At 49.2% G+C, this 22,589-nt stretch carries 14 protein-coding genes; all 14 read left to right on the forward strand.

Annotated elements, in window-relative coordinates; genetic code table 11:
- The first annotated feature begins 96 nt into the window (after positions 1-96).
- Entirely contained in the window at positions 97-3,324 is a 3,228-nt protein-coding gene (locus ACYVGO_RS09190) for a SusC/RagA family TonB-linked outer membrane protein (protein WP_460969002.1), read from the forward strand.
- A gap of 128 nt (positions 3,325-3,452) precedes the next feature.
- Positions 3,453-5,021, forward strand: coding sequence for a RagB/SusD family nutrient uptake outer membrane protein (locus tag ACYVGO_RS09195; RefSeq protein ID WP_142776408.1), 1,569 nt, complete (start codon positions 3,453-3,455; stop codon positions 5,019-5,021).
- A gap of 150 nt (positions 5,022-5,171) precedes the next feature.
- Positions 5,172-6,257 (forward strand): IPT/TIG domain-containing protein, encoded by a 1,086-nt coding sequence (locus tag ACYVGO_RS09200; RefSeq protein ID WP_460969003.1) that lies wholly within the window; start codon positions 5,172-5,174, stop codon positions 6,255-6,257.
- A gap of 177 nt (positions 6,258-6,434) precedes the next feature.
- Positions 6,435-7,532 carry a glycosyl hydrolase gene (locus tag ACYVGO_RS09205; RefSeq protein ID WP_460969004.1) on the forward strand — a complete coding sequence of 366 codons (1,098 nt, stop codon included), beginning with the start codon at positions 6,435-6,437 and terminating at the stop codon, positions 7,530-7,532.
- 79 nt (positions 7,533-7,611) lie between these two features.
- Positions 7,612-9,444 carry a glycoside hydrolase family 9 protein gene (locus tag ACYVGO_RS09210; RefSeq protein WP_460969005.1) on the forward strand — a complete coding sequence of 611 codons (1,833 nt, stop codon included), beginning with the start codon at positions 7,612-7,614 and terminating at the stop codon, positions 9,442-9,444.
- Between the two features lie 495 nt (positions 9,445-9,939).
- Positions 9,940-10,614 carry an RNA polymerase sigma-70 factor gene (locus ACYVGO_RS09215; protein WP_460969006.1) on the forward strand — a complete coding sequence of 225 codons (675 nt, stop codon included), beginning with the start codon at positions 9,940-9,942 and terminating at the stop codon, positions 10,612-10,614.
- Positions 10,615-10,710: 96 nt separating this feature from the next.
- Positions 10,711-11,715 carry a FecR family protein gene (locus ACYVGO_RS09220; RefSeq protein ID WP_142776412.1) on the forward strand — a complete coding sequence of 335 codons (1,005 nt, stop codon included), beginning with the start codon at positions 10,711-10,713 and terminating at the stop codon, positions 11,713-11,715.
- 17 nt (positions 11,716-11,732) lie between these two features.
- Positions 11,733-15,251: a SusC/RagA family TonB-linked outer membrane protein gene (locus tag ACYVGO_RS09225; protein WP_460969007.1), complete on the forward strand. Its 3,519-nt coding sequence runs from the start codon at positions 11,733-11,735 to the stop codon at positions 15,249-15,251.
- Between the two features lie 20 nt (positions 15,252-15,271).
- A complete protein-coding gene (locus ACYVGO_RS09230; RefSeq protein WP_460969008.1) occupies positions 15,272-16,714 on the forward strand; it encodes a RagB/SusD family nutrient uptake outer membrane protein in 1,443 nt (480 codons plus the stop codon).
- A 61-nt stretch (positions 16,715-16,775) separates the two neighbouring features.
- Positions 16,776-17,975: a YncE family protein gene (locus ACYVGO_RS09235; RefSeq protein WP_460969009.1), complete on the forward strand. Its 1,200-nt coding sequence runs from the start codon at positions 16,776-16,778 to the stop codon at positions 17,973-17,975.
- Between the two features lie 178 nt (positions 17,976-18,153).
- Complete coding sequence (locus ACYVGO_RS09240; protein ID WP_142776416.1) at positions 18,154-18,765, forward strand: NanQ anomerase/TabA/YiaL family protein; 612 nt, start codon at positions 18,154-18,156, stop codon at positions 18,763-18,765.
- Between the two features lie 156 nt (positions 18,766-18,921).
- The gene (locus tag ACYVGO_RS09245; protein WP_460969010.1) at positions 18,922-19,863 is read left to right on the forward strand and encodes a D-2-hydroxyacid dehydrogenase; all 942 of its coding nucleotides are present in this window, start codon (positions 18,922-18,924) and stop codon (positions 19,861-19,863) included.
- Positions 19,864-19,948: 85 nt separating this feature from the next.
- Positions 19,949-21,097, forward strand: a complete 1,149-nt coding sequence (locus ACYVGO_RS09250) for a zinc-dependent alcohol dehydrogenase family protein (RefSeq protein WP_460969011.1) — start codon at positions 19,949-19,951, stop codon at positions 21,095-21,097.
- Complete coding sequence (locus ACYVGO_RS09255) at positions 21,097-22,575, forward strand: NAD-dependent succinate-semialdehyde dehydrogenase (protein ID WP_460969012.1); 1,479 nt, start codon at positions 21,097-21,099, stop codon at positions 22,573-22,575. Before ACYVGO_RS09250 ends, ACYVGO_RS09255 begins: the two co-directional genes overlap by 1 nt.
- Positions 22,576-22,589 lie beyond the last annotated feature (14 nt).

Here is a 22,589-nt window from a genome sequence, read left to right on the forward strand (position 1 = left end):
GCCAGTACACCTGACTAAAAAATCAGCCAGCAGTTACAATAAAATCAGAATTATCTACCAAGTCTATTGTTTAAGTTAACTCTTAATTTTTTCCTCATGATTAAACATGTGCTTTCGGGGGCCTTCGTCCTGAGCAGTTGGATAGTTGTCCACGCACAGGAGCGAGCCATTACCAGTACAGCTACGGAGAAGAACCCGCCTGCACTGGCAACCATAAAAGCGGCCAGACCTATTCTTAACACGCCATCAGATACCAAAGCCCTGATAAAGGGAGTTGTATCCGATGAAAAAGGAAATACACTTCCGGGCGCAACGGTATCGGTGAAGGGCACGCAACTGGGAACTACCACCGATGTGAACGGGCGGTTCTCGATCAATATGCCTGCGGGCGCCAAAGTACTGGTTATTTCCTTTATCGGGATGAAAACGCAGGAAATTGAAGTTGGCTCGCGAACGAATCTGAACATCACCCTCCAAACGGGCGATCAATCGCTGGACGAAGTTGTCGTTATCGGCTATGGTACAGCCAAGCGTTCGGATGTTACGTCGTCGATTACGACCGTGAAAGCGGCTGATTTGAAAGACATTCCAGCGGCTGGTATTGATCAATTGCTTCAGGGCAAAGCAGCCGGTGTGACTGTGACCAGCAATGGCGGACAACCCGGTGGTGGCGTATCGGTTAAAGTGCGCGGGGTCACGTCCATCAACAGCAACGACCCTCTATTTGTAATCGACGGTGTGCCGTTTGTGGGAGGTAATACCTCGAATAGCACTGGCTACGCGGGTTTGGGTGGTGGCGATGGGCAGACGGGCAACAGTGTAATGGCTATGTTGAACCCCAACGATATCGAAAGCATCGATGTGTTGAAAGATGCTTCAGCACAAGCCATTTACGGATCACAAGCGGCTAACGGCGTCATTTTGATTACGACGAAAAAAGGTAAATCGGGCGAAGGCAAGATCAATTACGAAACCTACACGGGCGTTTCGGAAGTGGCCCGGCGATTGAATCTGATGAAGTTGCCCGATTTTGCCCGTTACCAGAACGAAGTCCTGCCTATTATCGGGAATCCGGTAGCCGATGAGTTCAAAAACCCCGATCTACTGGGCAATGGTACCGACTGGCAGGAGGCTATGTTTCAGCACGGAACGATCAGTAACCATCAGCTGAGTTTTTCGGGCGGTAAAGACCGAACCACCTACTATCTGTCGCTGAATTACTTCGACAACAAAGGGATTTTGCTGGGTTCCGATTTTAAACGCTACGCATCCCGCTTCAGCCTTGATACGCAGTTGAAAAGCTGGGCCAAAGTGGGTATCAGCGCCAACGTATCGCGCAGTATCCAGAACGTATCCTTGGCCGATGCCGCCGAAGGAACCATTTGGTGGGGTGCCTCGACCAGCCCATTAACGCCCGTAAAAAATATTGACGGGACCTGGGGTGGTGGCCAAACAGTAGGTGGCGTGCAGTACTACGGATCAAACCTAGTCGGGAACAGCCAGTACCGGGGAAACACCAAAACCTCGAACAACGTGTTTGGTAGCCTTTACGCTGAATTGCAGTTTACCAAAGACCTGTCGTTACGGAACGAACTTTCCTACTCCCTAGGGCAGGACAATAACATTGCGTACCAGAAAGCTGGTAATGTGGGTAGTACGTCGTTCCGGAGCAAACTGATCGATTCCCGTTCGGATAGCTACTATTGGTCGCTCACCAACTACCTGAGCTATACAAAAAACCTCCGAAAACACGGTATTCAGGCAACAGTTGGGCATCAGGTACAAAACTCCTACTACCAATCTATTTCGGGAAGCAAAGTGGATTTACAGGCCAATATTTTTGACCTCAACACCGGTAGCGCCGATCAGACCACCTGGGGCCTGAGTGGCGGCAAAGGCCAATGGGCCATGGAGTCGTATTTTGCCCGTGCCAACTATACCTACGATGATCGGTACTCGCTGTCGGCTAGTTTCCGGACGGATGGCTCGTCGAATTTCGGGCCAAACAATCGTTGGGGTTCGTTCCCTGGTGTATCGGCGGGTTGGACAATCTCGAACGAGAAATTCATGAAAGGGCCTATTGCCACGGTTCTGAGCTATGCAAAACTGCGGGTAGGCTATGGGGTGGTTGGTAATCAGAACTTCCCCGGCGGTGCCCCTAACCCTGCTTACGTAGGAGCTGTGCAATTCTTCTCGGGTCCGGTTGGGTTCGGTTCCTCGAACATGATCAATGGTATTCCGAACCCGAACCTGAAATGGGAGTCGGTAAAAACGACCAACGCTGGGGTTGATTTGGGCTTCTTCAACGGGCGCATCGACGCAACGATTGATGTCTACAAAAAAGTTACGTCCGACATGATCATCTTCCTCACCGGCCCCAACCTGATTGGCGTTGGCGACCAGTGGGATGATTTGAAAGCCCCTCTGGGTAATGCCGGTCAAATGACCAATACAGGTGTTGATATTGGCCTGACGACCACCAACATCAAAAAGGGTAATTTCAGTTGGAAGACGAATGTCGTATTTACGCAATTCACCAACCGTTATGACAAAGCGGCCAGTGCTGCATCGGCCCTGGACGGAAAAGTGTATTACAACAACTACCTGATCACGCATACCACACCCGGCAACGCGGTTGGCTCGTTCTGGGGATTAAAAACCGATGGGTTATTCCGTACGCAGGCCGAACTGGACGCCAGCCTCCCCCAATTTGGCTACAAGGTGAACCAGACCGAGACATGGCTGGGCGATGTTCGCTTCAAGGACATCAACGGCGATGGCAAGATCGACGCGCAGGACTACACCTTTATTGGCAGTCCATTACCGAAATTCACCTGGGGCTTTACCAATACGCTCAACTACGGCGACTTCGATTTCTCGTTGTTCCTGCAAGGGAGCCAGGGGGCCAAAGCGTTTAACTTCCTGCGCTGGCAGTTGGAGGGTCTGAACAATGCCTATACCAACCAGCTACAAACGGTAACGGATCGCTACACCGAAGCCAACCCGAACGGCTCACTGCCGCGATTTACCAACACCAACAAGAACAATACCGCCATGTCGGACCGCTACGTGGAGGATGCTTCTTACTGGCGTATTCAGAACATTACGCTGGGCTACCGACTACCCAAAACGTTGCTTAGCAAGGTGAAGGTATCGAACCTACGGATTTACGGGACGATTCAGAACCTGAAGACCTTCACGAACTACTCTGGCTACGACCCCGAAATCGGCGCGTTCAACAACAGTATTAAGCTGATGAATGTAGACACCGGCCACTATCCGAACCCACGTACGTTCACCGTAGGCGCCAATCTGCAATTCTAAATTAAAGAGCGATAGGGCGAACGAGTGAAAGAGCGGATTGCTGACGCATACCCTTTTACCACTCGAAGTCTTTTTCACGATAGGCAATAATCGCTCTTTCGCTCATTCACTCTTTCACGTTTAAAAAGATGAAACTCAAGCCACTATATGCCCTGATACTTCCGGCGGTGCTGTTGTCTTCCTGCTCGAAAGACTTCATTGACCGGCCTTCGCTGTCGGGTACCACAACCGGAAACTATTACAACAATGCGGACGAAGTACGGGCCGCAACCAGTACACTTTACAGCGGCTTACCCTGGCGCAACTACGAAAGCCGCGCACAGGATGCCATCGGCGACGTTATGGGCGGGAATATGTTTACCTACACCGACGTCGAATACCTGAACTTCTCCGTCTCGTCGGCTTCCGATCGGGTTGGCGCGGCCTGGGGTGCGTTTTACAAGATCATTGGCTATGCCAACGTCATGATCAAAACGTTTGAAGAGAAGAAAGCTGCTGGTGGTGGGGCCGCTTACCTGGACCCGGCTATCGCCGAATGTCATTTCATTCGGGGTACCATCTATTTCTACATTGCCCGTACTTGGGGTGCTGCACCGATCATCACCGATCCAGGCGCAACGGCGTTGTCCGGCAACTTTAATATTCCCCGTTACCTGCAAAAAGATGTGCTTCGGTTTGCACTCGATGAATTAAAACTGGCCGAAACAGGCTTACCCGAGTCAGATGTACCGGGCCGCTTGACGAAGTACTCGGCGAAGGGCATGATGTCCAAACTGTACCTGTATAACAAGGATTACGCCAATGCGAAGGCGAAGGCCGAAGAGGTCATCAACTCGGGCAAATACGCGCTGGTTGACGATTATATGGGCATGTTCACGAAAATGAGCCTGAACAATAATGCCGAAACCTTATTCTCGATTCAGCACCAATTGGCGGGTGATCCCTGGGGAACGGGCAATATCAAAAACCCGGATCGTGGCGCTGGTGCGTTGCGTACCGCCGAAGCCGATGCCTGGGAAATGTATGTTCCTTCGCTCGATTTATTGAAAGAATACGAGTTTGGCGATCTACGCCGGAAGTGGTCAGTAATGGAACAGGGCTGGACTAATCCGAACTGGAAACCCCAACGCGCCAATGCGCCCAAGTACAACGCCTTTATGGCCAATGGATTTAAGTACGATACGTTGCAACCCACCGAAGATGGCGGCAGCCTGAACGCTACCCGTTCCAATATCGTCAAGTACTTTGCGGGACCAGGGAAAAGTTTTGGTGGCGAAGCGGTGCTAGGCCAGAATTCGGGCAACAACGTCGTGCTTCTTCGCTATGCCGACATCTTACTGATTTACGCGGAGGCTACCCTGGCGGGTGCCGCGTCGACCAGCGATGCGAAAGCGCTTGACGCCCTGAATAAAGTCCGGAGCCGGGCGGGTTTGTCGCCCCGAACATCATTTACACAGGATAACATTCTTCACGAACGTCGGGTCGAGTTTGCCTTCGAGGGCGACTACTGGTACGATATTCAGCGGCAGGGATTTGCCAAAGCGAAGTCGATCATTGAGAAGCAAAACCGGGGAACGGTGACGGGAGCAACCTATCTCACCAATTTCACGGAAGACAAGATGTTTCTGCCGATTCCGGCTGGCGAGATCGTTCAAGACCCCGAATTGGGCAAAGATCCAGTTCCTTACTACAACTAAACTATTGGCCGGGTCTGGTTTTGGTATACTGTTTTCGGTTTAAAATGGGCTGATGCCAGCAAGGTAGATGCCCAGTTGACCGTACCAACGGACCGCATAGCGGAACCGAGAACAGTAAACCAAATACCGTAAACCACAAACCATATTCCAATGAAATTCAATCAATTAGCAACCTTATCATTCCTGGCAGCAGTAACTGCTTTCACGATAAGTTCCTGCACAAAAGATACCGACGGAAGTCCGCAAATTGCCCCCGGAAATCCCGTCGCCACCAAGCTCATGCCCGACTCCGCAGCGGGTGGATCGCTGGTTACGTTAACGGGTACGGGCCTGGGCGATATTCGCAGTATTGTTTTTGAAAAAGGGAATGTACCTGCCGGGTTTCAATCCACGCTCAATACCGAAGGAGCTATTCTTTTTCGGGTACCTTCGGAGGTGCTGGGCGGTACCCAGAACATTATTTTCACCAACAGCGCGGGTAATACGCTGAAGGTTCCGTTCAAGGCGCTGGCCTATCCGACGGTGGCCTCGGTCTCGAATTATAATTTCACGAAAGGGACCGTCATTACCCTCACTGGTAACAACTTCGACGATGTTACGGCGGTTACGCTGACCGATTCGGTGAAAGGCGTGTCGGACCCGGTAACGATTGTTTCTAAAGCAAAAACGCAATTAGTTGTCCAGATGCCCACGTCGACACTGAACCGCGCTCCCTTACGCATTACTAACGGCACCGGGCGAATCACGTCTCCGCAGGAGTTTGTGAATGTCGATAAAGCTTACCAAATCTTTACGGATGCCTATGGCACTGGTTTCCAGGATGGCTCCTGGGGCGATGCAGCTGCCGTATCGACCAAAGAGTTTGCATCGGGAACAGCCTCCATTGGCAAAAACTTTCAGAAAGGCAACTGGCATTTGATCGCGTTTGCGAACTGGTCAGGATCGGCCATTCCGTACTCTGCGGATTACACCTATGTAACGGGCTGGATCAAAGGCGCTTCGGCCGATTACTCGCTTTACTTAACGACCGATGCAGGCAAGGCTGGCTTCGGGGATTTCGTTGAGACAAATAAGATCAATGTAAAAGCCGGGGTTTGGAATTACTTCAAGATCAAGCTGTCGGCGATAGACTTCTGGATCGCTGGCAAAACCCTAACGCAGGTCGGTTTCCGGATTCAGGGGCCGGATAAACAGGATGAGACCTTCTATTTCGATGACCTCATGCTGGTGAAGTAGAGCATTGGTTTTCATTCAACTTCCGAGTTTGAAACTCCTAAAATTCCCCTGAATATCAAAAGGTTAATCCCTAAATTTTTGCTCCAGCATTCTCCCCTCTCCCGTTTTGGGAGAGGGGTCGGGGGTGAGGGAAAGCGACCAATTCGGGAAGTTTATTTACCGAGTCATTTTATCCGTATGCTCTCATTTTTACCGCAGAAACCTGGTCTTTCTCTTCTAGCCATATTCCTGGCAATTAGTATTTCCAGTTGTAAAGCTGCCGAATCTGTTGTCGTACCCGACACGATACAGCAGCCAACAACGCCCACACTACCAACCAAACCAGCAAGCCAACTTGCTAATGCCCAGGCCACCTCATCAACAAAAAACCTATTCGCTTATTTAACGGACCAATATGGGCGTAAAGTAATTTCAGGTCAGCAGGATGACGTAGAATACGTTCTGGATAAAACTGGTAAAGAGCCCGCCATTGGCGCGTTCGATTTAATTGACTACTCACCCAGCCGTGTTCAATTTGGCGGATCGCCAACCCGTACCAGCGAAGCCATGATCAACTGGGCGAAAAAAGGCGAAGGCCGGGGTATCATTAGTTTATGCTGGCACTGGAACGCTCCCACCGATTTGATCAATCAGGCACCCGACAAACTCTGGTGGAGCGGCTTTTATACCCGCGCCACTACCTTTGATCTGTCGGCTACACTGGCGGATAAAAACGGAGAACGCTATAAACTGTTGCTACGCGACATTGATACTATTGCGGTGCAACTCCGGAAATTTCAGGATGCCGATGTGCCTGTGCTTTGGCGTCCTCTACATGAAGCGCCCGGTGGCTGGTTCTGGTGGGGCGCTAAAGGAGCAGGTCCGTTTAAAGAACTCTGGCAAATTCTATACAACCGCCTGACAAACGAGCATCAACTGCACAACCTGATCTGGGTATATACCGGAACCGATACCGTGAACCCAGACTGGTATCCTGGTGATCAATACGTTGACATTGTAGGGCTGGATATTTACGCAGATTCAGCCGCCGACTTAAGCACCAACTGGACCAGCACTCAAGCCCGATTTAATGGCAAAAAGCTGGTGACGTTATCAGAAACCGGTAATCTGCCAAGTCCGGACAAAATTCGTGGGGTTGGTACCTGGTGGTCGTGGTTTTCCGTTTGGAACGGTGCCGACTGGATAAAAAAACAGCCAATTGAGCAACTCAAAGCCGTTTACGCCGATCCCGACGTTATTACCCGCGACGAACTTCCCAACTGGCGTCAGCCCTGAGCGGAACGTTCCGTATCTTGCTCACCATTTTCCTGATCTTAGTTGGGATTGACATAGGATGAAAAACCTCAAGTTGATTATGCCGTTGCAAAAACGGACTTTCGAAAACGCAAACGGCCTTGCTAATTCAAGCCTAAACAAATCACTGATTTTCAGTATTTTGCTAATCAGTTTTGCGATTGCTGGCGTTAATGGGCAAGCCGTATCCGAATCGATTCGCCTGAATCAACTTGGCTTTTACCCCAATGCACCCAAAATCGCCATCGTTCTGGGCGATGTATCCGGCCCCTTTCAGATAACCTCAGCAGACGGCAAGAAAGTCCTTTTCTCTGGAACCCTCAGTCAGCCACGCCAGAACGCCATTTCCGGTAAAACTGCCCGAACGGCTGACTTTTCGGCATTCCGTTCAACCGGTACCTTCGTAGTGGTTGTACCCGGTCTGGGCCACTCCTATCCATTTTCGATTCGCCCGAACATACACCGGAATCTGGCTATTGGTGCTCTAAAAGGATTCTATTATCAGCGAGCATCCATTGATTTGCCCGAAACCTACGCCGGACAGTGGCATCGACCAGCGGGTCACCCGGACACGCGCGTACTCATTCACCCATCGGCGGCTTCCGCTACTCGTCTGGAGGGTACAACGATCTCATCGCCAAGAGGTTGGTACGATGCGGGAGACTACAACAAATACATCGTTAACTCAGGTATTACGATGGGTACGTTACTGTCGTTGTACGAAGACTTCCCCGATTTCTGCCGTACAGTTGTTACAAACATTCCAGAGAGTAAAAATAATCTACCCGATTTGCTGGATGAGTCCTTATGGAATCTCCGCTGGATGTTGACCATGCAGGACCCAGCCGATGGCGGTGTTTATCATAAGCTCACCAACGCTCGCTTCGATGGGATGGTTATGCCCAATCAGGCCGATAAAGAGCGTTATGTCGTTCAGAAAAGCATCACAGCTGCACTTGATTTTGCGGCTGTACTGGCGCAGGCAAGTCGTGTATTCCGACGATATAACAAGGAGTTGCCAGGTCTGGCAGATTCGTGTGTGACGGCAGCCACCCGCGCCTGGCAATGGGCCAAGCAGAACCCCAACGCCCGCTACGACCAGACTGCCATGAACAAGCAATTTGAGCCGGACGTAGTAACGGGCGGCTACGAAGACCGTGACGCTACTGACGAATGGATTTGGGCCGCTGCCGAACTTTATCTGACCACAAAAGAGGATACGTACTATACAGCAGTCAATCTGTTCCCCGATGAGAAGACGCCACTACCTTCGTGGCCGCAGGTACGCACACTGGCGTATTACTCACTTGCCCGCTTTGCAAACGACCTGACGCCAATCGCTCAAAAAGACTTACCTCAACTTAAAAAGCGACTGATCCAATTTGCCGACCAGCTTCGGCAGGATGTAGACGAGCAGGCTTATCAAACCGTCATGGGCAAATCGGCCAGCGACTATATCTGGGGAAGCAGCGCCGTAGCCGCCAATCAGGGAATTGCGTTGATTCAGGCGTATCGGCTCACCAATGACCGAGCGTATCTGGATGCGTCCCTAACCAACCTGGATTATTTACTGGGCCGGAACGCAACGGGCTATTCGTTCGTAACTGGCTTTGGCAGTAAATCAACAATGCACCCGCATCACCGTCCATCCGTGGCCGATGGGATCGAGGCTCCGGTTCCAGGCCTGTTATCGGGTGGTACCAATGCCAATGCGGCCCGGCAGGATAAATGTGCGGGCTACACCACTACAGTTGCCGATGAGGTTTATCTCGACGATGCCTGCTCCTACGCATCTAACGAAATTGCCATCAACTGGAACGCCCCACTGGTGTATCTGGCCACCGCCCTGGAAGCTCTACAAAGGAAAGCCAATTACAGCGCGCTTCAGAAATGAGTTACATACGATAACTCCAAAGCTTCTTCTACTATTTTCATTGGCTGACAGTTCGTGAATAAATAGTTCACAGATCTCCCTATCACATAGCCTTCATTTTTAGAAACTGTAGACTCACTCATTAAAAAGTGAGTCAGGACAAATTAATTCATAGCTACTTTCCAGATTAGCGGCTCTTCGGCTATGGACTATAGCCGTCTAATGGGCTACGGTTGGCTCTGTTGCTCTATTCTAACCACGAGAACGCGTCTGGAGTGACTTTGCCAACCCTACTCTGCAATACTCTTTAGCGCCTATTTTTTCCCTCTTACCACTCCCCCCACATTATATAATTCAATTTTTAAAGAAAATAATTAAAAAACGACTAAGGGTATTTCAGTCCGTTAACGTCTCTATCCCAGAGTGTGCTTCCAGGGTAAAGGAATAAACCGGGGGGTAACAATTGGGGTACGAGTTTGCAGAGTAATGAACCACTAGCTTCATTCACCAATACCAATGGGACAAATCCGACAATTAATTCAGAGCAAAGAGCTAGGTCAACCACATGTTGGAATATTGGAAGAAGCAGAGGATACATCTTCAATAAAAGGAACCCTGGATACAGAGTTGTTTCTGCGGAAAACCTTTGAGCAAAATGTCGACGCTGGTATTAGCCTTTTGTTTCGGCATTACTACGCTATGCTGTGTAGCCATGCTGTCCGCTATGTTTCCTCCAAGGCCATTGCCGAAGATATTGTATCGGATATATTCTACGAGTTTCAGGTTGACCAACGACACCAGACAATCACGTCTTCGTATAGAGCGTATTTGTTTACGATGGTCCGAAACCGGGCTTTCGATCATGTTCGGGCCGAAATGCGCCATACCACCTCGCTTGATAAAGCCGATTTAATTCCAGCCCATATCACCCAAAGTCCTGATTCAATTACACAGTATGAAGAGTTATATCATGATGTAGAAAATGCAATCAATACCATGCCCCTAAAGCGCCGTCAGATTTATGTTATGCACCGCTTTGAAGGAAAGAAGTACCAGGAAATAGCCGATGAGCTTCACCTTTCGTTACGCACGATTGAAGCCCATGTGTATCAGGCGATGCGTCAGATTCGAAGTACGCTAAAAGATAAATGGCTGATGATAATTTGTATCACTGGTCAGTTTTGGTACTAAACTATTATTTTTTAGCCTGATGACTACGTGTTTTTAATACCTGAAACAGTCATACTGGTACCAACGCTACTCACACACTGTTCTAACGCTTCTCTCATGAAAAATCAGGTATCGAAAGAAACACTCTTCAACTACTTCGCTGGTGGGGCAACCGCCTTGCAGAAGCAGTTGATTGATGAGTGGGCGAAAGACGACAGCAACCGGGAGTTCTTTTTTGAGTGTTTAGCCATATGGGAAAGTCAGAATCCACAATTCATAGCAGATAGCAATGAAGCGCTAAAGCGGCATCAGCAACGTATCATTAACCAGCCCACAAACGAATCTCCGGGCAACTTAGGTGAACCCATAACGCACTGGTTGAAGCCATTCTGGTTTCGTAGCCTGATTGCAGCTTCGGTAGGTGTTCTGCTTTTACTAGGTGGTCTATTTTTCAAAGACAACCTACGGTTTAAAACCTACAGCACTACGTTTGGTGAAACGCGTTCGGTTACCCTTTCTGACGGAAGTCAGATTACGCTGAATGCGAACTCATCGTTACGGGTACCTCGCTTCGGATTCGGCGAGGAAACCCGGGAGGTTGTTTTATTGGGCGAGGCCGATTTCTCCATAAAACACTTACCCAACCACCAACGGTTTGTTGTTCAGACCAATAAGAATTTTGAAGTAGTGGTTTTGGGCACAGAGTTTCTGGTAAATACCCGCGAGAAAGGAACAAAAGTCGTACTGAATAAAGGTAAAGTTCGGCTTCGGTATCAGGAAGGCAAGGCGAATAAAGAGCTAACGATGAAGCCAGGTAATCTGGTCACGTTTGACAAAGAGGGACATGTCAGTGTAAAACAAACACCTAAACCACAAGATTTTATATCCTGGAAAGAACACCGATTTGTATTTGACGGAACAACGCTGGCAGAGATCAGCGGTCTTTTTGCTGAGAATTACGGGATCACACTTCAGATACCCGATAAAGCCCTGACCCAATGGACCATTTCAGGAGCTTTCACCGCCTACAATGCAAAAGAACTTATCGAAACATTGGCTAGCGCATCAAATCTGACTTACAGACAACAGGGTGACACCATCGTGATTACCCAGCCCCATTAACCCAAAACCTATCTAATATGAAAAAAAGTATATTCTTCCTACTCCTCATCGGAGTAGGGCTGGGCGGAGTACGTCCTGGTTTTTCACAAACACTGGCCCGGGCGCAACAGGTTCAGCAACGGGAACCAGCCCTGAAAGCGTCGTCGAAAAGGCTAAAAGACGTACTGAAACAATTGCAGGAGCACTATGCCATCGATATCCTGTTTTTTGATCGCAACGTAGATGGACTAACGGTGGCGGCCGATGCCGTTAATTTCAATACCAATATTGAAACGAACCTTACGACCATCCTTAAACCGTTGGGACTTCGCTATAAGAAAGTAAAAAACGGCGGCTATGTGGTTGTGGGGAAAGAACCTGCCGAAAAAACAGAAGTCAATATTAAGCCGATCCCGGTGGTGTTTCCCCCGCATTCCGACAAAACGGAAAATGAAACCGATACCCGCCAGTCCGCATCCGACTCTGGAACCGAAGTAGAGGTTTACAAAGAAAAAGCGGCCGACATTACAGTTCAGGGTACAGTAAAGGATGATAAAGGCGAGGGATTGCCCGGTGTGAGTATCGTACTCAAAGGGGCACAAAAAGGAACAAATACCGACGCCGATGGACGATATAAACTGGATGTGCCCAATGCGTCCTCTACGCTGATTTTCAGCTTTGTTGGCTACCAGCCTCAGGAAGTTGTGGTTGGCAATCGGGCTACCATCGACATTGTTCTGAAAACCGATAACAAGACGCTCGACGAGATCGTCGTAATCGGATACGGATCGATCGAGAAGAAAGATCTGACCGGGTCGGTTTCTTCGGTTGGGAGTAAATCCATCCAGGAGCTGGCTGTTCCCAGGGTGGATCAGGCGCTGATGGGCAAAGTTGCCGGGGTACAAGTAAAGCCCGTTTCGGGAGAGCCGGGTGCGGCACCACAAATCAGAATACGGGGTGTGGGTAGCATCTCGGCCGGAGGTGGTCCTTTATATGTGGTTGATGGATTCCCCATTTCCAGCATACAGACCCTGAATCCTAACGATGTAGAAACCATTGACGTCCTGAAAGATGCTTCGGCTACCGCCATTTATGGATCTCGCGGATCGAATGGGGTTGTGATTATCAATACCAAACGGGGAAAGAGCGGCAAAGCCGTTATCAACCTCAACTATCAGCTTGGCTTCCAGAGTATAGCGAAACGACCCGTTTATCAGACAGGACTGGAAGAAGCCCAGCACTATCTGGATGGCGTTCGTAACCGGAATATCGACGAAGGCAATGACGTGTCAGGAAACCCCACCACCTGGAAAGCGCCGGTTCCGCAAACGATTGTCGATGTTCTTTCGGGAAAAATAACAACCAATGAAGACCCACTGGATGCCATACTACGCACAGCTCCTCAACATCAGTATCAGCTGAGTGCCACGGGTGGTACTGAGAATGTTCGATACGCCTTAAGTGGTGAGTTCCTCAATCAGGATGGGATTATTCTCAACAGCAATTTCAAACGCTACTCCTTCCGGGCTAATATCGACGCACGGCTTACGCCCAAACTTACCCTAAAAGTGAATTTCAACCCATCCTATACCGATAAAACGAACGTTGGTGGAGCTGGGGCCGAAGACCTAACAACCTATAGCGATATCACGAACAATCCCTTATACAATGCCATCGTAATCCCAACCTATCAATCGTTATATAACCCAGATGGAAGTTATTATCCATTTGGCAACGGCCTGGATGCGGTCGTAACCAGCAAAAATCCACTCGCACTGGCCCAGGAGGTGAAGGGTAAACAAAAAGGCTTTGGCTTTTTAGGCAACACTTTCCTTGAGTACTCCATCCTGAATAATCTGAAAGTAAATGTGATGTTGGGGATTAACCTGATGAACATTAAAGGCAGTTACTTCAAACCCCAACTGCCCGCCTTTTTAAATGAACTGGCTACGGGTTCCGATAACGCATCCATGCGGTTGAACTGGATTACAGAAACAACGGTGAATTATACCAAAAGCCTGGGTAAACACAACTTCACGGGCTTACTGGGCTACACTACCCAACGCGAAACGTTTGAATCCAACACGCTCACTAGCAACAGATACCCCAATAACCTGGTGCCGACCCTAAGTGCGGTGAGTGGCCTGTTAACGGGTGGCTCCTCCAACGTAGCCGAATGGTCGTTGGTCTCTTATTTAGGTCGTATCAACTACAACTACAACAGCAAATACTACGCAACGGCCTCAATTCGGACGGATGGTTCATCTCGTTTCGGATCAGACAATAAATATGGTTTATTCCCCTCGTTAGCCTTAGCCTGGCGCGTTTCGGACGAAAACTTCATGAAGGATATCCGTGTCCTGAACGAGTTGAAACTGAGAGCCAGTTACGGGAAAACGGGGAACAACAACATTGGCAACTACGACCAGTTGGCAACGATCAACTACGAAAAATACGTATTGGGCAATACCGGAATCGGGGGCTATTCGGCTGGCCGATTGGGAAATCCAGCCTTGACCTGGGAAAAACAGGAGCAGATCAATGCCGGTATCGACGTGAGCTTTTTAAACAATCGGGTTGCGTTGACCATCGATCACTTCCGCTCCAGAAACACCGATCTGCTGTTGAACGTAAATGTCCCGGACATCACGGGATTCAATACAGCCCTGAAAAATATCGGCGAAGTCAAAAATACAGGCTGGGAATTTGCCCTAAACACCGTCAATATCGAAGGGAAATTTCGCTGGCAGACAAGCCTCAATTTCTCCATGTACCGCAATCAGGTGACCAAGCTGGGCCCATCTGGCGACCCGATCATTTCGGGCGGCAACATCACGATGATTGGTCAACCCGTTGGTATGTTCTACGGCTGGCTGACAAACGGCATTTTTGCCACGAAAGCTGACTTGGACAAAGGTCCCCTGTGGAATCCCGGCGGACGCGATGCTTCGCGCGTGGGTGATGTTCGTTTTGTGGACGTTAGCGGCCCCAATGGCGTACCGGATGGGATCATTAACAGCTTCGACAGAACCATAATGGGATCGCCCTATCCTGATTTCTATTATGGCATGACCAATAATTTTTCGTATAAAAGCTTTACGTTAAGTATCAGTCTGCAAGGCGTTCAGGGCAATAGCGTGCTGGCTTTGTCCAGAGAGCAATCAGCCAACAATAGAGCCCGGTTCCGTCAGTATGCCATCATGAATAACTACTGGAAATCGGAATCCGATCCGGGAAATGGATACGCCGTACGGCCTAATGATGTGCCGACCGGCAATTTCAGAGGGACGTATAGCCAACGGTGGCTGGATGATGGTTCTTATCTGCGGATCAATAACATCGCCTTTGGGTATGCCCTGCCCGAACACATTGCTAAAAAGCTCACTTTCAGCGCCATTCGCCTGTCGTTCACGGCTAACAATCCATTTCTATTTACAAAATACATTGGCTTTAATCCGGATGTCAGCCTGAGTTCCAGCCCGCTCACCCCCGGCAACGAGCGCTACGATTACCCCACTGCGAAGGCGCTAATTTTTGGCATTAATCTGGGTTTCTAACCCGTTAAAAAGTTCATAGCATGAAAAAGATCCTAACCTTACTCGCTGTATGCTCGCTGCTATTAACCGCCTGTAATAAGCAGTTTATTGAAATCCTTCCTGTTGATACGGTAACGCTTGATGGGCTGTATAAAACCGATAAAGATTATCAGGACGCCGTCATTGGTATCTATGGTATTTACCAGGATCAGTACCAGAATATGTATTATTTCGGCGATATCCGCGGAGATGATGTTTGGGATGAACTGGTAAAGGGCACACCGGGTGCCGTTGATAATTTTACCCTTTCAAATGATGATGGTTTACTAATCACGACCTGGCGAAATTATTACAAAGCCATCACCAGGGCCAATACCTTATTGGAACGGATCGCATCGGCCGATGTAGCCGTGGTAAAGAACAAAGATCGCCACACGGCCGAGGCTAAATTCCTTCGTGCCCTGGCCTACTTTGATCTGGTCAGAATTTTCGGGGATGTTCCTATGGTTACCACAACCTTGTCTATTGATGAATCCTACAAAACGCCCCGCGAAAAAGTCGACAAAATTTATGATGAAGTTATCATCAAAGATTTGCTCGATGCGGAGTCCAAACTACCTGCGAGTTACTCCGGAACCGATGTGGGCCGGGCCACCAAAGGCGCTGCGAAAGCACTGCTGGGCAAAGTATACCTGACCCGCAAGGATTTTGTGAAGGCCGAAGCCAAATTACAGGAAGTAACCACCATGGGCTATGCCCTATTACCTAACTGGGCCGATTTGTGGGATTATTCCAAAAACGAGCACCACAGCGAATACATTTTCGACATCGAATACGAGCAGGGATTAGGCGGAGAAGGCAGCATTTATACAAACCGCTTTACACCCAAAGTGACGTCGATGATTGCGTTTTACGGTATTGCAGGCTCCGTCGATGATCAGAATACCCCCCACCAGGTGCTGTTCGATTTGTTTGAGGCTAAGGATAAACGGAAAGACATTACCGCTTCGCGAGGCTACACGGATGCAACTGGTAAGTTTATTCCGATTCTTATCTCATCGAACAACATGTCGGCCTATACGCGCAAATACATTGCGCGGATCACCACTGCCAACGACAGCCCTGCCAACTGGAAGGTGATTCGGTATGCCGATGTATTACTCATGTATGCCGAAGCCCTGAATGAAAATGGGAAAGCATCGGCCGCGTTACCCTACCTGAATCAAGTCCGCACCCGGGCCGGGATTGACGCGCTTGGAACGCTGTCGCAGGCAGATTTACGTGATCAAATCGTTCTGGAACGCCGTCGAGAATTGGCTTTTGAAGGCCACCGCTGGTTTGATTTAGTACGCACCGGACAGGCATTCACAGTCATGCAGAAATATGGTATGAGGGCCTTCAACACCTTGTTCCCCATACCGCTTGCCCAAATTCAATTAATTAACAATCCGGCTATATTTCCTCAAAATCCCGGGTATAATTAAGCCATTTCCCGATTTCAAGTATGCAGACTAATTCCATGTTTAACCTCAAATAATAACGATAATGAATTCTAAACGAACTATACTCCGCTTACTGATCGGCGCGCTGTTCCTGGTCTCGGCAACAGCCTGGATATCCTCTCCTAAACACGAACTCGCGGTCAACTTTATCAAACCGGCCCCTAAAGTCCAGCGCTATCTTTATGTAGCCACACCCGGTATCCGGAATTATCTGGGCTATGGTGGGCACGGCATCCAGGTCTTCGATATGGATAATAACCACAAGTTTGTCAAGTTCATCAGCACTCCTGGTGGTCTGTTAAAAAAAGACGCTCGATCTCCTACTGGTACGATGAAAAAAGGCATTCCATCGAATGTAAAGGGCGTCGATGTTAGTTTAGCTTATAACTGCATTTATATCAGCACCCTAGAAGCCATACAATGTATCGATCTGGTCACGGAAAAAACGCTGTGGGAAAAAGAATATGAAGGTGGCGTTGACCGGATTTCCATCTCCCCCGATGGCAAGATTATCTATGCTCCGTCTTTAGAAAAAGAGTTCTGGAACGTACTGGATGCCAAAACGGGCGATATCATCAAGAAAATCGTTACCAATTCGGGTGCCCACAACACCATTTACGGCCCCGATGGCAATTACGTTTATCTGGCTGGTCTCAAATCAACCATGCTGAACGTGGCCGACACCAAAACGCACACGGTAACCAAGCAGGTTGGCCCTTTCGGGGCAGATATTCGCCCCTTTACGGTTAACGGTTCGCAGACGCTCGTTTATGTGAATGTGAATGGCTTGCTGGGTTTCGAAGTCGGGGATTTAGTAACGGGGAAATTCCTGCACCGGGTTGTAGTTGAAGGCTGGAATATGGGTGAAGTAAAACGGCATGGCTGCCCAAGCCACGGTATTGGCCTAACGCCCGACGAAAAAGAACTCTGGCTGTGCGATGGTGCCAATTACCGACTGCACGTCTTCGACAATACGGTGATGCCGCCCGTTCAGAAAACAACGATCGCGTTAAAAGATATGCCCGGCTGGATCACCTTTAGCCTGGATGGCAAATACGCCTATCCCGCAACCGGCGATGTGATTGATGTGAAGACCCGTAAAATCGTGGCTTCCCTGGAAGATCAGGATCATAACGATGTACAGAGCGAGAAAATGGTGGAAATCCATTTCAGCGGTGGCAAGCCCGTTGCCGCTGGCGATCAGTTTGGTCTTGGTCAGGTAAAGAAAGCAACCAAGAATTAGTTTGATATTCGCCCATATTAAGATTGTTTAGGATATGCACAAATACGTATTTTTTGTCATTCCGACGTCAGGAGGAATCTCGAGTTTCTCATTAGTCAAGTTTGAGATTCCTCCTGACGTCGGAATGACAAAAAATGCCCATAACTTGTCTTCCTGTAACCGAAATCCTAAACAGATTATGAAAAAAACACGCGTAAAGCTCTCTCTGGCAATTACCCTGCTGGCCGTCCTGCTTGTTCAGTTGCCAGGCCAGGCGCAGGCAACTACCGAAAAAACAGCGAAATGGTTTGCCAGCCAAACCTGGCTAAATGGCCTGCAGGCCAAACCGTCTGAAACGATCAACAAAGAGGAGTTTGCCAAGCAATATCAGGCCAATAAAGCGGCCTGGGATAAAGCGTTTGCCTTTTTGCGAGATACCGATTTCACGAAGCTCCGGGTGGGCAAATACCCAATTGACGATGAGACTGTGTATGCTACCATCAGCGAAGGCCCGCCAAGAGAAATTTCGAATGAAAAGTGGGAGGCTCACCACACCTATTGCGACATTCATTTTGTGGTGAAAGGAAAAGAAAAAATTGGTGTCATGCCCGTAGCCAACGCGAAGGTTAACCAGGATTACAATTCGACCAAGGACATCGGGTTTTATACCATCGACAACGGAAATTTTTACGTAGCCGAGCCCGGAGTTTTCTTCATAGCCACCCCCACCGAAGCGCACAATCCCAGTAACCGGGTGGAGGGGTACGATGGGGTAAAAAAAGTAGTCGTCAAAGTCAAAGCCGCACAGTAGTTGTCTAAATCAAAATTAATTTAACCACAGAGCGGTTCGCCGTTGCGACACAGAGAACACAAAGAATAATTAATGTCTAGCTCCGTGTTCTCTGTGTCGCAACGGCGAACCGCTCTGTGGTTAATAAATTTTCATTGCTTCAACACATAAACGAAAATGGAGTTAGTATTTCTGGACGTCAAGACAATGGGAGACATCCCGAATCTAACACTGATAGAGAAGTACGGCAACGTTACTTACTATCAAACCACCCGACCTGAACAGACGCTGGAGCGGATACAGGATGCCGATATTGTGATTACCAATAAGGTCGTCCTCAACAAATCCATCATCGAACAAGCTCATAAGCTGAAATTCATTTGTATCTCAGCCACCGGCACCAACAATGTCGATAAAGTAGCCGCCGAAAAGCGGGGTATTCCGGTTAAAAATGCCTCGGACTATTCGACCCAAAGCGTTACCCAGGGCACTTTTGCTATTCTGTTTCACCTGTTGGTCAATATTCCTTATTTCGACCAATATGTAAAAGGAGGAGACTACTCCAAAACCGACATATTCACCCATTTTGGTAATGGCTTCTGGGAGTTGAACGGCAAGCGATTTGGCATTATCGGACTGGGCGCAATTGGCCGACAGGTGGCAAAAGTAGCTGCTGCGTTTGGGGCTGAAGTTGTGTATTATTCCACCTCGGGTCAGAATACGGATCAGCCCTACCTGCGTCTGGACCTGGACGAATTCCTGAGCACATCCGATGTGGTGTCTATTCACGCGCCACTGAATGAAAACACAGCCAATCTGATGAACTATGACCGGCTGAAGCAGATGAAGAGGTCGGCCATTCTGATTAATGTAGGCCGGGGGGGCATTGTCAATGAAGCGGATTTAGCAAAAGCGCTGGATGAAGAGTTGATTGCCGGCGCGGGTATCGATGTGTTCACACAGGAACCCATAAATCCGCAAAATCCACTGTTGCATGTAACAAACAAAGACCGTCTGGGTTTGACTCCACACGTTACCTGGGCCAGTATTGAAGCCCGCACATTACTCATGGAAAAAGTGGGGCGCAACATTGAAGAGTTTTTACAGGAACGTCATTGATAGTCATTAGTTGCCATTTATAGGCATGCATTGCTGAAGCCTTCCTAATCCCTAAATGACAACTAATGACTATCAATGACAACCCATGACCACAACGAACATCATCATGAAAATAAAAGCAGCCGTCCTACATGAAATGGGCAAAGAACGCCCGTATACGAGCAGCCATCCGCTGACGATTGAAGAAGTCGAATTACAAGCTCCCCGGAGTGGCGAAATCCTCGTACAGATTAAAGCGGCTGGCCTTTGTCATTCCGATCTATCGGTCATTGACGGAAATCGGCCGCGCCAGATGCCAATGGTGCTGGGTCACGAAGCCTGCGGAGTTATTGTCGAGCTAGGTCCCGACGTGCATGATATTGCCGTTGGCGATCATGTCGTGTTCTCCTTTCTTCCGATCTGTAACCATTGCATGCCCTGCATGACGGGCCGTCCGGCTCTCTGCGAAAATGGGCTTGCCGCCAATAACAAAGGGGAACTGTTAGGCGGTGGCTTCCGACTGGAAGATCAGCAGCAACAACCCATTCATCACCACATGGGCGTGTCTGGCTTCGCCGAATACACAGTTGTATCCCGAAAGTCGGTTGTAAAAATAGACCCCACTCTCCCCTTCGACATTGCCGCCCTGTTTGGTTGCGCCATCATGACGGGTGTTGGGGCCGTGATCAATACGGCGAAATTAATGCTCGGTCAAACTGTACTGATCACCGGCATGGGAGGCATTGGCTTTGCCGCCTTGCTGGGCGCACTTGCCGGAGGAGCCAGTAAAATAATTGTAGCCGATGTTAACAAAGAGAAATTAGACAAAGCCCTCGAGCTGGGAGCCCATGCCGTGGTTAATTCTTCGGAAGCCGATGCGGTAACGCAGGTAAAAGATCTAACCAACGGGGGCGTAGATATTGGCTTTGAGTTTGCCGGGGTCGTAGCGGCATTGGAATTCACCTACAATGCCACGGGTCGCGGTGGCAAAACGGTTACGGCTGGCTTACCGCACCCCAGCAAGATGATGCAGCTTTCGCCAACAAAATTGGTGGCCGATGAACGGACATTACAGGGGTCGTATATCGGTAGCTGCGTTCCCGTTCGGGACATTCCGGCCTATATTGCCCTCTACCAATCGGGTCGACTGCCTGTTGATAAATTGATGACCCATAAGCTACGTCTGGAAGACGTAAACGAAGGATTTGAACGATTGGCAAAAGGCGAAGCCATTCGCCAGATAATCACATTCTGATGATGAACGAAACGCACACATCAACAAAACGGGAGGTCACTAATTCGCTGATCAGAACCCAGTCGTATGTAAACGGTACGTGGGTAACGGCCGCCAGCGGAGAAACTTTTGACGTGATTGACCCGGCAACCGGTAGCGTCATTGCATCTGTTCCCGATATGGGGCAGGCCGATGTACGTGCAGCCATCGAAGTGGCCCATGCGGCCTGGCCCGCTTACCGGGATTTGACGGCTAAAGAACGGTCGAATTTACTCCGGAAATGGTTTTCGCTAATTCTGGAGAACAAGGACGAGTTGGCGCAACTCATGACCATGGAGTGCGGCAAGGTCTTATCGGAAAGCCTCGGCGAAGTCGACTATGGAGCTTCGTTTATCGAATGGTTTGCTGAAGAAGCGAAACGCACCTACGGCGATGTGATTCCAGCCAATACCAAAGACAAGCGGCTAGTCGTCATTAAGCAGTCAATTGGTGTAGTGGCAGCTATTACACCCTGGAATTTCCCGCTGGCCATGATTACCCGCAAAGTCGGGCCAGCCCTGGCCGCAGGTAGCCCGGTCATTGTGAAACCACCTTCCGAAACACCACTTACGGCACTGGCCATCTCGTATCTGGCCGAAAAAGCTGGATTTCCACCGGGCGTTTACAATACCGTTACGACCTCCAAAAATGCCGAAGTCGGCCTGGAACTCTGTGAAAACAACAAAGTCCGTAAGCTATCCTTCACGGGGTCAACGGCCATTGGTAAGCTGTTAATGAGCCAGTGTGCCTCCAACCTGAAGAAAATATCCCTGGAGCTGGGCGGCAATGCCCCCTTTATTGTCTTTGACGATGCCGACATCGATGCGGCCGTGAAAGGGGCCATGGCATCGAAGTTTCGAAACAATGGGCAAACCTGCGTATGCGTTAATCGACTCTATGTGCATGATAAGGTGTACGATGAATTTGTCGGCAAGTTATCGGATGCTGTCGCAGCGCTACGGGTTGGGAATGGCCTGGATACCAATTCGCAAATGGGTCCTTTGATCAACGAAAAGGGGCTCAACAAAGTAAAGCACCATCTGGAAGACGCCCTGTCGAAAGGAGCCAAAGTCGTTGTGGGTGGGAATGAGATGGATGGCTTGTTTTTTCAACCCACTGTCCTGACCAATATAACACCCGATATGATTATTGCTCGAGAGGAAGTCTTTGGCCCCGTAGCACCCATCGCCCGGTTTACCGACGAGAAGGAGGTGATCCGGTTGGCCAATGATACACCCTATGGTCTGGCGTCTTACTTCTACAGCAAAGATATTTCGCGTTGCTGGCGGGTAGCCGAAGCCCTTGATTATGGCATGGTAGGTATCAATGAAGGCATGATTTCAACGGAAGTAGCACCCTTTGGTGGCGTAAAAGAATCAGGCGTGGGCCGCGAAGGCTCAAAGTATGGCATGGACTACTTCATGGAAATCAAATACCTGTGCTTCGGCGGCATTAGCTGATAATAAATTCATTA

Source organism: Spirosoma migulaei, from assembly GCF_054776855.1.